At 62.7% G+C, this 13047-nt stretch carries 12 protein-coding genes; 7 read left to right on the top strand and 5 right to left on the bottom strand.

Annotated elements, in window-relative coordinates; translation table 11 throughout:
* Window positions 1-43: 43 nt before the first annotated feature.
* Complete coding sequence (locus X751_RS137445; RefSeq protein ID WP_023746146.1) at window positions 44-547, bottom strand: histidine phosphatase family protein; 504 nt, start codon at window positions 545-547, stop codon at window positions 44-46.
* A 255-nt stretch (window positions 548-802) separates the two neighbouring features.
* On the opposite strand from X751_RS137445, the gene dksA reads away from it, so the two are divergent.
* Window positions 803-1219, top strand: coding sequence for an RNA polymerase-binding protein DksA (gene dksA, locus X751_RS137440; RefSeq protein WP_023673491.1), 417 nt, complete (start codon window positions 803-805; stop codon window positions 1217-1219).
* A gap of 174 nt (window positions 1220-1393) precedes the next feature.
* On the opposite strand, the gene X751_RS137435 is transcribed toward dksA, so the two are convergent.
* Window positions 1394-2110, bottom strand: coding sequence for a flagellar biosynthetic protein FliO (locus tag X751_RS137435; protein WP_023693371.1), 717 nt, complete (start codon window positions 2108-2110; stop codon window positions 1394-1396).
* Between the two features lie 205 nt (window positions 2111-2315).
* Between X751_RS137435 and X751_RS137430 the strand changes: the two genes are divergently transcribed.
* Together X751_RS137430 and X751_RS137425 are read left to right on the top strand one after the other, a co-directional pair.
* The gene (locus X751_RS137430) at window positions 2316-4886 is read left to right on the top strand and encodes a PAS domain-containing sensor histidine kinase (protein ID WP_023670922.1); all 2571 of its coding nucleotides are present in this window, start codon (window positions 2316-2318) and stop codon (window positions 4884-4886) included.
* An 84-nt stretch (window positions 4887-4970) separates the two neighbouring features.
* On the top strand, window positions 4971-5681 hold the full coding sequence (locus X751_RS137425; protein WP_023670923.1) for a DeoD-type purine-nucleoside phosphorylase: 711 nt from the start codon (window positions 4971-4973) through the stop codon (window positions 5679-5681).
* Between the two features lie 5 nt (window positions 5682-5686).
* On the opposite strand, the gene X751_RS137420 is transcribed toward X751_RS137425, so the two are convergent.
* Entirely contained in the window at window positions 5687-5989 is a 303-nt protein-coding gene (locus X751_RS137420) for a ribbon-helix-helix domain-containing protein (protein WP_023746147.1), read from the bottom strand.
* A gap of 220 nt (window positions 5990-6209) precedes the next feature.
* Between X751_RS137420 and X751_RS137415 the strand changes: the two genes are divergently transcribed.
* The 3 genes from X751_RS137415 (at window position 6210) to X751_RS137405 (ending at window position 8834) form a co-directional block, all read left to right on the top strand.
* Entirely contained in the window at window positions 6210-6605 is a 396-nt protein-coding gene (locus X751_RS137415) for a VOC family protein (RefSeq protein WP_023684616.1), read from the top strand.
* A gap of 81 nt (window positions 6606-6686) precedes the next feature.
* Entirely contained in the window at window positions 6687-7211 is a 525-nt protein-coding gene (locus X751_RS137410) for a twin-arginine translocation pathway signal (protein ID WP_023696497.1), read from the top strand.
* A 51-nt stretch (window positions 7212-7262) separates the two neighbouring features.
* The gene (locus X751_RS137405) at window positions 7263-8834 is read left to right on the top strand and encodes a GMC family oxidoreductase (RefSeq protein ID WP_023670928.1); all 1572 of its coding nucleotides are present in this window, start codon (window positions 7263-7265) and stop codon (window positions 8832-8834) included.
* Between the two features lie 62 nt (window positions 8835-8896).
* Here X751_RS137405 and X751_RS137400 read toward each other — a convergent pair whose 3' ends face one another.
* Window positions 8897-10810: a PhoX family phosphatase gene (locus tag X751_RS137400; protein ID WP_023746148.1), complete on the bottom strand. Its 1914-nt coding sequence runs from the start codon at window positions 10808-10810 to the stop codon at window positions 8897-8899.
* A 117-nt stretch (window positions 10811-10927) separates the two neighbouring features.
* Entirely contained in the window at window positions 10928-11323 is a 396-nt protein-coding gene (locus X751_RS137395) for a hypothetical protein (protein ID WP_023746149.1), read from the bottom strand.
* A 314-nt stretch (window positions 11324-11637) separates the two neighbouring features.
* On the opposite strand from X751_RS137395, the gene urtA reads away from it, so the two are divergent.
* A complete protein-coding gene (gene urtA / locus X751_RS137390; RefSeq protein ID WP_023746150.1) occupies window positions 11638-12948 on the top strand; it encodes an urea ABC transporter substrate-binding protein in 1311 nt (436 codons plus the stop codon).
* The last annotated feature ends 99 nt before the right edge of the window (window positions 12949-13047 follow it).

The raw sequence follows: 13047 nt of genomic DNA on the forward strand, positions 1-13047 counted from the left end.
GCGGTTCAAGTTTGAAATGGCGCCCGGCCTCGGCCGGCTCGGCTCAGAGATCGACGGGCGTCAGGAAGGCTTCGAGGTAGCCCGCGCCTTGCGCAGCCTCGGTGAGGGTGCCGTCGAAGCGCACGACCGCAAGGCCGGAGGTCGGGAAACCATGGTTCATGATGGCCCGAGCAGCCTCGTCGCCGTCGCCCGAGACCGCCATGGCAAGGTCTTCCGTCATCGGATTGTGGCCGATGACCAGCAGCGAGCCGGGGCCGCCATTGCTGCGGATGATGGCGAGGTAGCCGGCGGCATCCTCGCTGTAGAGCGTGTCGAAGAACAGCACCCGGCCGGTATCGGTGTGGCCGGCGATGCCTTCCAGCGTCTGGCGCGCCCGCTTGGCGCTGGAGCATAGCGTGATATCGGGGATGTAGTTGCGGGCACGCATCGCTGTCCCCATCATTTCGGCATCGGCAATGCCGGATGCGTCGAGCGGGCGATCGAAGTCGCGCACTCCGGGCAGGGCCCAGCCAGCCTTCGCATGCCTCAACAGATACAGTCTGCTCACCGGACCCCCAATGGTGTGCTGCCCACCAATGACACAACTGGATTAGCCACGAGAAAGGCCTGAGGCACAATGGGCGCCGCCGCCCAAGCGCAACGAATCATGTGCGAATTCGCCCGCGCCCCTGCTATGGAAGGCTTTGCTACGGATCGCCCGCGCGGGCATTAATAATTGCGTGAAACGCGCGCGGATTACGCTTGTGCAGCCTTCTCTGCGCGAATATATAGGCGCCAAATTTGGGGTTGTTGGGTGAGTCGAATGAACGATATCGTTACAGCCAATTACGTACCCTCCGAAGACGAGCCGTTCATGAACGAACGGCAGAAATCCTACTTTCGCCTGAAGCTCGTCACCTGGAAGACCGACATACTGCGCGAAGCGCGCGAAACCCTCGAAATCCTGCAGCAGGAAAACGCCAACCATCCCGATCTCGCCGATCGCGCTTCCTCGGAAACCGACCGCGCCATCGAGCTTCGGGCCCGCGACCGCCAGCGCAAGCTCATTTCAAAGATCGATTCGGCGCTGCAGCGCATCGATGAAGGCACTTACGGCTATTGCGAGGAAACCGGCGAGCCGATCGCGCTGAAGCGTCTCGACGCGCGTCCGATCGCGACCTTGTCGATCGAAGCGCAGGAGCGCCACGAGCGCCGCGAGAAGGTCTATCGCGACGATTGAGCCGCTGCCGTCAGGCAGGACTGTTTCATCAGAAATGGCCGGGTTTCCCGGCCATTTGTGTTTTTAGCGAAGGGTTTAGTCCGCCCCCAAGTTAAAGCGCGTCGCGCTGAAACGGACGACACGCTTAAGCGGCGTTCGATAGGGAATCGGCAAGATGTGACGGTTCGCCGGGCTTTATCGTTTCTGGCTGGCGAGTTCGCCGAGCAGCTTGGTCATCTCGTCGTCGAGAGACTGCGGTGCCTTCGCAGCCGGCTTGCTTGCCGGTTTGGGGTGCGAATCGTCGAGCGAGACCTCGAGCTCCCGCATCAGGGTATCGTCGATGGACTCATGCTTCGGTGGCGGGGCCTGCCGGGCAGTATTGGCGGCGGAGCCATAGGCCGGCAGCGGTGTCACATTGCTCGCCTGGTAGATTTGAGCCGGTTTCGGCGCCGGTGCGGCCTGGCGCGGCGGAACGGCGGCTGGAGCAGCCCTTACCGGTTGCGGCGGTGGCGCCTGCCTTGCGGGCGCGGTGGGAGCGGGTTGTGCTGCGCGCGGCCGCGGCGCCTGTTGCTGCTGGCCAACACCGCCATCGCCGGTCAATGCCGGACGGCGTGGCGCTGCAAGTCTGATATCGCGCTCGACGACAACGTCGGTCGGGCCGCCGATCAAAAGCAGGTGTTCGATGTCGTCGCGACGGATGAGCACCAGCCGGCGGTGGCTGTCGACCGCCGTCGCGTCCATGACCGCCAGCCGTGTCTTGCGGTTCCTGCCGCCGGCAACGAAGGTGCCGAAGGTCAGGTTGCGGACCAGCCTGATGATGATGAGCACGATGACCAGCAGGACAAGGGCAGCAAACGTCCACAGCAGCGCTGCGGCATATCCGGGACCCGCCACATTATCCAGCCACTGCATCGGTGCCCCCAATCGGCTTTTGAAGTGGAGGGACACTAGACCGTTGCGGCCAGCCACCGCAAGTTGCCTTCACGCTTCGTGAACAGCTTGAAAACACCGACGCGTCATTTTTATCCGACATTTGCCGCCAGGGCCTTTTCCGGATTAGGAGAATGTGATTCAACCGGCCGGGGGCGGTGTCGGACAACTCACGAGCAGGGGGCATATGGCCAGGGAAACGCGCGGCGATTTCTATCCGGTACCGATCGTCGATCAGAACACGCGGCCAGGCGCGGTTACCCGGCTCATCGTGTTCATCATCGTCCTGACCGGGGCCGCGATCGTTTTCGGCATTTTCCGCGAGCGTCTTGGCGATCCGTTCCTGCTCGGCATGCTGGGCGTGCTTGCCATGATCGGCGTCGGCTTCCTGTTCGCCACGGCCATCGGCTTCGTGCAGATCGCGCCGCGTTCGACCGGGGATGAACTGTCGAAGGCCTTCGTCGATTCCATGTCGCAGGGCCTGATCGTCACCGACACGAAGGGCCGCGTGGTCTACGCCAACCGGGCCTACGCCGAGATGACCGGTGCTGCGTCGGCCGCCGATCTGAAGACGGTCGAAGGCCTGCTTTCCGATGTCCCCGAAGCTTCGGTGACCATATACCGGCTGGCCTCGGGCTTGCGCGATGGCCAGGCCGGCGACGGTGAGTTCCGGCTGGCACAGTCGATCCGGCCGGGCGCCGAACCCGGCGCGCGCTGGTACCGGGCGCGAGCCCGTACCTTCAGCGTTCCCGGTCAGCGCCTGCCGATGCTTGCCTGGCAACTTGCCGATATCTCGCAGGAACGGGCCGAGCAGGAGCGTTTCTTCCTCGACTTGCAGAAGGCCATCGACCATCTCGACCATGCGCCGGCCGGTTTCTTCTCGGCCGACCAGGAAGGCCGTGTCACCTACATCAACGCCACGCTCGCCGAATGGCTGGGCATCGATCTGGCGAGCTTCACCCCTGGCGCCGTGACACTCCCGGAAATCGTCGCCGGCGACGGCATGGCGCTGGTGCGCTCGGTCAAGGCCGATCCCGGCACCACCCGCAACGCCGTCATCGATCTCGATCTTACGACGACGACCGGCGAGGCGCTGCCGGTGCGCTTCATGCATCGGGTCTCGGCCAGCCGCGAGGGGACCAACGGTCCCACCCGCACCATCGTGCTCAACCGCACGCAGGGCGAGGACGCATCGGCCGATCTTCGGGCTTCGGAGGTACGCTTCACTCGCTTCTTCAATTCGACGCCGATGGCCATTGCCGCCGTCGACAATGGCGGCCGCATCCTGCGCACCAACGCGCCGTTCCTGTCGCTGTTTTCCTCCGTCGTCGACGGCGACGCGGTTGACCGCCGCGTGCGGCTGGACACCGTGATCCATGAGCGCGACCGGCCGGCCTTTGCCGCCGCCTTCGAGAAGGCGCGGCTGAGGCAGGCCGACATCGAGCCGATCGACACGCTGCTGCCCGGCAATGAGGAGCGTCACATCCGCTTCTACGTTAACGCCGTCGCCGACGGCACCGGCGAGGGCGCCGAGGAATCGGCCATCGTCTATGCCGTCGAGACCACCGAGCAGAAGGCGCTCGAGGGCCAGATGGCGCAGAGCCAGAAGATGCAGGCGGTCGGACAGCTCGCCGGCGGCATCGCCCACGACTTCAACAATGTGCTGACCGCCATCATCATGGCGTCGGATCTTTTGCTGACCAATCACCGGCCGTCGGACCCGTCCTTCCCCGACATCATGAACATCAAGCAGAATGCCAACCGGGCGGCCTCGCTGGTGCGGCAGTTGCTCGCCTTCTCGCGCAAGCAGACATTGCGGCCGGAAGTGCTGAACCTGACCGACGTGCTTGCCGATCTCCGGATGCTGCTTGCCCGCCTGGTTGGCAACGAGATCAAGCTGAAGGTCGACCACGGCCGCGATTTGTGGCCGGTCAAGGTAGATATCGGCCAGTTCGAGCAGGTGGTGGTCAACCTGGCCGTCAACGCGCGCGATGCCATGCCGGCCGGCGGCGACCTCACCGTGCGCACCCGCAACGTCACCGCCGAACAATGCAAGAGCTTCTCCTACCGCGAGCTCACGCCTGCCGACTATGTCGTGGTCGAGGTCGAGGATAGCGGCTCGGGCATTGCCCCGGACGTGTTGAAGAAGATTTTTGAGCCGTTCTTCACCACCAAGGAAGTCGGCAAAGGCACCGGCCTTGGCCTGTCGATGGTCTATGGCATCATCAAGCAGACCGGCGGTTTCATCTTCTGCGATTCCGAAGTCGGCAAGGGTTCGACCTTCCGCATCTTCCTGCCGCGCCATATCGTGGAGGCGAAGAAGCCCGGCGACGTCAGCGAGGCGCCGGCTGCGCCGGTGAAAGCCGCCGACAGCGCCAAGGACCTGTCGGGCTCGGCCACTGTGCTCCTCGTCGAGGACGAAGACGCCGTGCGCATGGGCGGCTCGCGGGCGCTGACCTCGCGCGGCTATACCGTCCATGAGGCCTCCTCGGGCGTCGAGGCGCTGGAAGTCTTCGAGGCGCTCGGCGGCAAAGTCGATATCGTCGTGTCCGACGTGGTGATGCCGGAAATGGACGGACCGACGCTGCTCGGCGAACTGCGCAAGCGCCAGCCCGACATCAAGTTCGTCTTCGTGTCCGGCTATGCCGAAGACGCTTTCGCCAGAAACCTGCCGCCGGACGCGCAATTCGGCTTCCTGCCGAAGCCGTTCTCCCTCAAGCAACTGGCCACCGTGGTCAAGGATGTATTGGAGTCCTAGGGCGCCCTAATTCAAAGCTTGCGCAATGACGTGACACTGCCATGATTGCAGGCGAAACGGGCGGCGGGTTTTGGGGAGCATGTCGTGACGCCGCACAACGAGGCTGCCAGGGGCGACTATGCCGCAACGGTGCTGTTGCCGGGCGATCCGCAACGCGCCGAGTGGATGGCAAAGACATTTCTTGAGGCGCCGCGCTGCGTCAACCGCCGCCGGGGCGCACTCGGCTTCACCGGTCTCTATCGCGGCCGTCCCATCAGCATCCAGGCCACCGGCATCGGTGTCCCGTCCTTCCTGGTCTATGCGCATGAACTCCTGGATGTTCACGGCGTAAAAACGCTGATCCGCACAGGCACCTGCGGCGGCCTGACACCCCGCGTGCCGCTGCGCTCCTTGGTGATCTCGCAGTCGGTGCGCGCCGAAAGCGACCAAAGCGGCCAGGTCTTCGGCCTCTACGATGCTGCCGCCGGGCCCGATCCCGGCCTGTTCGCCCACGCTTTGGCCTGCGCCGCCCAGCTCGGCATCGACCACCAGGCCGGGCTGACCATCTGCAGCGATGTCTTCTACCACCCTGAAGGGCGCGACCGCTTTGCCGAAGCGCAGGCGCTTGGCGCTCTCGCTGTCGATATGGAAACCAGCGCACTCTACCGAATCGCGGCGCATTTCGGCGCCCGCGCGCTGTCGCTGCTGACCGTCGTCGACAACATCGTGACCGGCGAACAGACTGCCTATTCCGAACGTCAGGCGCTGTTCACCGATATGGCGCGGCTCGGGCTCGACGTTGCGGCGGAAGGCTAGCTTCCTCAGGCCGCTTCGCGCTTCGGCGTCAGCTCATCCATGTCTGGCCGGTGACCGCGCAGATAGAGCGCGCAGGTGGTACGCAGCATCGACGCGAAGTTGGGAATGGCGCCGTTGATCTCGATCGCCTCGTCATAGAGTTTTGAGATGAACTTCGGCGTCGTCAGGCCCTGGCTGTCGGCAATTTCGTCAAGCAGCGCCCAGAACGTTCCTTCAAGCTGGATACTCGTAGAGTAACCATCGATGCGGATCGACCGGTTGATCTGTCGATAGCCTTCCGGATCCTGCCCGGCAAAAACCCTGCACATCCTTACCTCCCGATATTGTTGGTTTTGGGCGCAGCGTGTCGCGCCTTCAAGTTGTGGTTGTCCCTGCATGTTCGGCCTTGTGGGCCGAATCGGCAATCGGACTTTCGTCTTTAGGCGCAGGCATAGCAGCGATTGCAAATTTAGCCGTGGTAACCGGCTGCCACCACCTTTCGCGCGTGCCGCCCATAATCGCCTCCAACATGCAGCGGCGGAGACTGATTTGGCGAAGGCAATCCATTCCATGATCCGGGTTCTCCAAGAGGCCAGATCCGTCGATTTCTACAGAAACGCTTTCGGGCTCGACGTCGCCGACAGGCTGGATTTCGAGACATTCACGCTGATTTACCTTGCCAACGCCGAAACGGGGTTCGAGCTCGAACTCACCGTGAACAAGGGCCGCACCGAGCCTTATGGGCTTGGCGACGGTTACGGCCATCTGGCGGTCTCGGTGTCCGATCTCGACAGCGAACACGACCGGATCGGCGCGCTCGGCCTCAACCCCAAGAAGATCGTCGAATTCAACCGCGACGGATCGCTGATCGCCCGCTTTTTCTTCATCGAGGACCCCGACGGCTACAAGATCGAGGTTCTGCAGCGTGGAGGGCGCTTCCAGTAGGGGATTATCGGCCGCATTCAGCCGCGCGACGCCAGCAACGGCGCTGTTCAAGGGCGCAAACAGCAAGCAGGGAGGAACAAAATGGTCACGATCTATGACGCGAGGCTCTCACGTCGTGAACTTCTCAAACGCGGCGGCATCGGCGCGTTGCTCGTCATTTCCGGCAGCGCCGTCATCAGCCCTGAAAATGCCTGGGGGCTCGAGACATCGGCGCTCAAGCCCGAAACCATGGCGACGCTGATCCAGATGGCGCGCGACATCTATCCGCACGATCAGGTGCCCGACAAATACTACGCCATCGCGGTAAAAGGCCATGACGAGCAGGCCGGCAAGGACGCTGCCTACAAGATGATGATCGAAGACGGCATCGCCGACCTCGACAAGAAGTCGGGCGAGGGCGGCTATCGCGGCCTCGGCTGGGAGGAGCAGCGCGTCGCCGTGCTGCAGCAGATCGAGGCGACGCCGTTCTTCCAGTCCATCCGCGGCGGCCTCGTCGTCAGCCTCTACAACCAGCAGGAGGTGTGGCCGATCTTCGGCTACGAGGGCGAATCCTACTCCAAGGGCGGCTACATCGCGCGCGGTTTCGACGACATAGAGTGGCTCTGAGCCCTTCCGTCGTTCTGAAACCCGGCAAACAGGAATTCATGGGAGGAAACCATGGCAGCTTCATTTGATCTCAACAACGATGGCGTGGTCGTGATCATCGGCTCCGGCGCCGGCGGCGGCACGCTCGGCAACGAACTCGCCCAGAAAGGCGTCGATGTCGTCATCCTCGAGGCCGGCGCGCGCCACGAATACGAGGATTTCATCAATGATGAGTGGGGTTCCTTCAGCCAACTCGCCTGGACGGACAAGCGCACGACGTCCGGCGACTGGCGGGTGTCGAAGGATTTCCCCAATTTGCCGGCCTGGATAGTCAAATCGGTCGGCGGCTCGACCACGCACTGGGCCGGCGCCTCGCTGCGCTTCCAGGAGCATGAGTTCAAGACGCTCTCGACCTACGGCAAGCTGGAAGGCGCCAACCTGCTGGACTGGCCGGTCACATTGGCCGAGATGGAGCCGTACTACGCCAAGGCGGAAGCCAAGATGGGCGTCACCGGCACCAATGGCTGGCCGCGGCTGCCCGGCAACAACAACTTCAAGGTGCTCAAGGCCGGCGCCGACAAGCTCGGCTACAAGGAATGTCATACCGGCAACATGGCAATCAATTCGGTCGAGCGCGACGACCGCAACTCCTGCCAACAGACCGGCTTCTGCTTCCAGGGCTGCAAATGGGGCGCCAAATGGTCGACGCTCTATACCGAGATCCCCAAGGGCGAGGCCTCCGGCCATCTCGAAGTCCGGCCGAATGCCATGGCGATCAAGATCAACCACGACGCCTCAGGCAAGGTGACCGGCGTCGTCTATGCCGACAAGGACGGCAAGCTGCAGGAACAGAAGGCCCGCATTGTCGCCGTCGCCGGCAACTCGATCGAAAGCCCGCGCCTGCTGCTAAACTCCGAGTCAGCGAAGTTTCCGCAAGGGCTTGCCAATTCGTCGGGGCAGGTCGGCAAGAACTACATGCGCCACACCACCGGTTCGGTCTACGCCATCTTCGACCAACCGGTGCACATGTATCGCGGCACCACCATGGCCGGCATTATCCGCGACGAGGCGCGGCACGATCCCTCACGCGGCTTTGTCGGCGGCTATGAATTCGAGACGCTGTCGCTCGGCTTGCCCTTCATGGCCGCCTTCCTCAACCCTGGCGGCTGGGGCCGTTCATTCACCACCGCGCTCGACCACTATGATCACATGGCTGGCCTGTGGATCGTCGGCGAGGACATGCCGCGCGCGGAAAACCGCATCACGCTGCACAAGGACGAGAAGGACGCGCACGGTATGCCGATCGCCGACGTGCATTTCGATGATCATCCCAACGACACGGCGATGCGCAACCATGCCTACAAGCAGGCCACAGCGCTTTACGATGCGGTCGGCGCGACGCGCTCCTTCCCGACGCCGCCCTATCCCTCAACCCACAATCTCGGCACAAACCGGATGAGCGAAAAGGCGGAAGACGGCGTCGTCAACAAGCACGGCCAGGCGCACGACATCAAAAACCTGTTCGTGTCGGACGGCAGCCAGTTCACCACCGGTGCGGCTGAAAATCCGACGCTGACGATCGTGTCGCTGGCTATCCGCCAGGCCGAATACATCGCTTCGCAAATGTCGGCCAAGACGATCTGAGCCGTCCTCCCGGATCGCTACGCGGAACGCGCATGGCGCGTTCCGCCCTTTTCCCTAGGACACTATGCGCCGACCGGCTGTCCGTCCTTGCGGCGGATGGCGACGACGGACGGCCGCGGCAATTGGCCATCCCTGAAGTCGGGCCACAGCGTCTGCGCCTTGTCGAGCGTCTCTGCATCTTCCGCAGGGTGCTGCACCGACAGGAACAAAGTCGAGCCGTCCGGCGTGAAGCACGGGCCGGTCGCTTCGGCGCCGTGCGGGCAGGTGAACAGCAGCTTCGGCAGGCCGCGCGCCGCACCTTCGGTGTCGACGCCATAGACGCCGTCCGGCAGGTCGAAATCATTGGCGCCGTCCGTCGCCACCCACAGCCGCCCGGCCGGATCGAAGGTGATGTTGTCGGGGCAGACGAACCAGCCATTGTCCGACGTATCCGGATGGAAGGTGGCGCCGACCTTGGCATCCCTGGGATTGCCGCAGAGCACGAACAGGTCCCAGGCATAGTTTTCGGCCGTGTGGTCGGCGTCCGCGCCGCGGCCGCCGGGCGGGATCAGTTCGACAATATGGCCCCAGAGATTTTCCGGCCGCGTGTTGGCCGGATTGACCTTTGACTGGTCGCGCTTCTTGTTCTTGGTCATCACCGCATAGACGCGGCCGGTCACCGGATTGGTCTCGATGTCCTCGGGCCGGTCCATCGGCGTGGCGCCGAGCGCATCTGCCGCAAACCGCGTCTTCAACAGCACCTCGGCCTGGTCGGCAAAACCGTTCTCGACGGTAAGCTTGCCCTGGCCGTGCACCAACGGCAGCCACGTCATCGAGCCATCGGCATCGAAGCGGGCGACCGACAGCACGCCATCGTCGAGCAGATCGGCGCCGGAGGCCGGGTTGGCCTTGTCATAGGCCTTGGCCGAGACGAAGCGGTACATATATTCGAAATAGTCGTCGTCACCCATATAGACGACAACGCGGCCGTCCTTGTTGAGGACCACGGTCGAGGCCTCATGCGACATGCGGCCAAGTGCCGTGCGCTTCACCGGCCTGGACTGAGGATCGTAAGGGTCGATCTCGACCACCCAGTCGAAGCGGTTGGCCTCGTTCGGTTCCTTGTCGAGGTTGAAGCGGTCATGGAAGCGGCCGCGGCCATAGATGTCGGAGCCGTCGAAGCCGTAACGGTCGAGCAGGTCGGCAGTCGGCGCCTTTTTCGGGTCGCCGCCGAAAATGTCGGACACGCCTTCCTCGCAGGTCAGCACCGTACCCCAGGGGGTGAAACCGCCGCTGCAGTTGTAGCTGGTGCCGAGCACTTTGGTGCCAGTCGCGTCGGCCGAGGTCTTCATCAGCGCATGGCCGGCAACCGGTCCGGAAACGGTCATTTCGGTGTTGGCGGTGATGCGGCGGTTCAGCGGACTGTCGGCTACGGTTTCCCACTTGCCGTCCTTCAATTGCACCTCGACGATCGAATGGCCCATCGCGGCCATGCCGAGATCGACCTGTTCCTTGGTCATCGTCTTGCCGGCATCGCCCTCGGTCATCCCCGGAAACATCACATTGGGCGAGATGTATTCGTTGTTGACGCAGAGCAGGCCATGATCAGAATTCACCGTGCCCTTCGGCAGCGGCATGAAGGCGATGTAGTCGCAATTGTAGCCGAAGCGCTTTTCCTGTTCCTCCGCCGCGACCTTGTTGCCGTCGAATTCGGCGAGGCCAGCTGCAAGCGGATCGCCCCAGCGCGCGACGATGGTCGTCTCATAGCCTTCGGCGGCGGCATGGGTCTTGTCGTAGACCCGCTTCAGCTCGGGAAAGCCGAGCGTCGACTGCGCTGCGGCGGCATGCGTTTCGCCGGCAAACAAGGAGCCTACAAAGCTGCCGCCGGCAATCAGCGCGCCGGAGGCGAGGCTGCCTTTCAAAAGAGACCGGCGCGAGACGCGCTCGGCAATGATTTCGCGGATGACGGGGGAGGATGAAGACGGTGTATTGGCCATGGTGTCTGCCTCTCAGGGTGGATGTTACGGCGCACCGTTGCCCTAGTCTGCTTAGGCAACATTCACATGACATAGGAGGAAGGTTTTGCCGCAACTGGGCGCGGCACTACGCATCGCTCAGCCCTTGGTGCAGGTCGAGGCGGTGAAGGCGCCGTCGGGCTGCTTCAGAATGATGTCGAATGACGGGGCGGTCTCGCCGTCCAGTGTTGCCTGTGTCATGGAGACGGAGTTGCCACCGGTGGTATAGCCGCCCAGCGGCCCGAGCCAGGTTATCTCGCCATTGGCATTCATCTGATAGTTGTAGCCTTGCGTCCCGGTGCCGAATGTCACCGGGCCGGTATAGACATTGCCCTTGATGGTGATGTCGCCGAGGTTGAGGAAGGCGCCGAGCAGGTAGACCTCGCAATGATAGGTGCCGTCCGGAAGCTTGCCCTCGCTGAAATCGGCGCGCGCGGCGCCGCTCGTTGCCATCAGCAGCAGGATGCAGGAAATGCGTGAGATGCGAGATGTCATGACGTCTCTCTTTTGAAGGGCGAGCTTGCCCTATTTTTGCGCGGTGCCGCAACATTGTTCGCCCGGAAACCACGGCCGGAGATCAAAAACTAGGCATTTGTCTCAATTGGGCGAAAATTAGGCAAAAGTCGTGTGCGCTGCGCAAATTTGCCTCAATCAATTTTTACCGGCTGCCTTTGTTGTTTCTCCAGGCTAATATACCAACCGGCTGATAACGCTCGGCTATTCCATCTTTATGAGCGGCGCCTTCGCGTTTGGCACGGCAGTTGCTTTGCATTGTCGCGGTGCAATCAAACAGCTTGGGAGTCTTCGGTATGAGGGGTAATTTCTCCACAATAACAAAAATGTTTTCGGCGGGCGTGATCGCCGCCGGCCTGTCGATGTCGTCTCCGGCCAAGGCCGCCGAAGACACGATCAAGGTCGGCATTCTGCATTCGCTGTCGGGGACCATGGCGATTTCGGAGACGACGCTGAAAGACGCCATGCTGATGCTCATCGAAGAGCAGAATGCCAAGGGCGGTCTGCTCGGCAAGAAGCTCGAGGCGGTCGTTGTCGATCCGGCCTCCAACTGGCCGCTCTTCGCCGAAAAGGCGCGCGAGCTGATCTCGAAGGACAAGGTCGCCGCCGTGTTCGGCTGCTGGACCTCGGTGTCGCGCAAATCGGTGTTGCCGGTGTTCTCGGAACTCGACAACATCCTGTTCTACCCCGTCCAGTATGAGGGCGAGGAAAGCGAGCGCAACGTGTTCTACACCGGCGCCGCCCCGAACCAGCAGGCGATTCCTGCCGTCGATTATCTCATGAGCGAGGACGGTGGCTCGGTGAAGCGCTGGGTGCTGGAAGGCACCGACTACGTCTATCCCCGAACCACCAACAAAGTCCTCGAGGCCTATCTGAAGGCCAAGGGCGTCGCCGCCGAAGACATCATGGTCAACTACACGCCGTTCGGCTTCTCCGACTGGCAGACCGAAGTCTCCGCAATCAAGAAATTCGGCTCGGCCGGCAAGAAGACCGCCGTCGTCTCGACCGTCAATGGCGACGCCAACGTTCCGTTCTACAAGGAACTCGGCAACCAGGGCATCAAGGCCGAGGACATCCCGGTCATGGCCTTTTCGGTCGGTGAGGAAGAACTGGCCGGTCTCGATACCGCGCCGCTGGTCGGCCATCTCGCTGCCTGGAACTATTTCGAGAGCGTCGACACACCCGAAAACAAGAAGTTCATCGCCGACTGGCACAAGTTCATCAAGAATGACAAGCGCACCACCAACGACCCGATGGAAGCTCACTATATCGGCTTCAACATGTGGGTGAAGGCGGTCGAAAAGGCTGGCACTACCGATCCCGACAAGGTCATCGACGCCATGGTCGGCGTGTCCGTGCCGAACCTCACCGGCGGCTATTCGACCATGATGCCGAACCATCACATCACCAAGCCGGTGCTGATCGGCGAGATCCAGGCCGACGGCCAGTTCGAGACCGTGTCGCAGACGCCCGGCCTCGTGATGGGCGACGAATGGTCCGACTATCTGCCCGATTCCAAGGACCTGATTTCGGATTGGCGCGCGCCTCTGTCCTGCGGCAACTTCAACGTTGCCACCGGCAAATGCGGCGGCAAGGGCACGAACTGATCCCTCCCGGGACTGACCGATCGTGGACGCGTCCACGATCGGTACCGCCAAGCGTCCGGGCGCTTCAGCCCGCCCGGACGCCAAATTCCACCCTCTCGG

This window comes from Mesorhizobium sp. LNJC394B00 (assembly GCF_000502555.1).
Taxonomy (GTDB): Bacteria; Pseudomonadota; Alphaproteobacteria; order Rhizobiales; family Rhizobiaceae; genus Mesorhizobium.

What these genes read in the sequence shown, in the direction of transcription:
- X751_RS137420 (WP_023746147.1), bottom strand. Translation starts at nt 5,989, where the DNA reads ATGTGCAGGGTTTTTGCCGGGCAGGATCCGGAAGGCTATCGACAGATC.
- X751_RS137435 (WP_023693371.1), bottom strand. Translation starts at nt 2,110, where the DNA reads ATGCAGTGGCTGGATAATGTGGCGGGTCCCGGATATGCCGCAGCGCTG.
- dksA (WP_023673491.1), top strand. Translation starts at nt 803, where the DNA reads ATGAACGATATCGTTACAGCCAATTACGTACCCTCCGAAGACGAGCCG.
- X751_RS137430 (WP_023670922.1), top strand. Translation starts at nt 2,316, where the DNA reads ATGGCCAGGGAAACGCGCGGCGATTTCTATCCGGTACCGATCGTCGAT.
- X751_RS137405 (WP_023670928.1), top strand. Translation starts at nt 7,263, where the DNA reads ATGGCAGCTTCATTTGATCTCAACAACGATGGCGTGGTCGTGATCATC.
- urtA (WP_023746150.1), top strand. Translation starts at nt 11,638, where the DNA reads ATGAGGGGTAATTTCTCCACAATAACAAAAATGTTTTCGGCGGGCGTG.
- X751_RS137410 (WP_023696497.1), top strand. Translation starts at nt 6,687, where the DNA reads ATGGTCACGATCTATGACGCGAGGCTCTCACGTCGTGAACTTCTCAAA.
- X751_RS137400 (WP_023746148.1), bottom strand. Translation starts at nt 10,810, where the DNA reads ATGGCCAATACACCGTCTTCATCCTCCCCCGTCATCCGCGAAATCATT.
- X751_RS137395 (WP_023746149.1), bottom strand. Translation starts at nt 11,323, where the DNA reads ATGACATCTCGCATCTCACGCATTTCCTGCATCCTGCTGCTGATGGCA.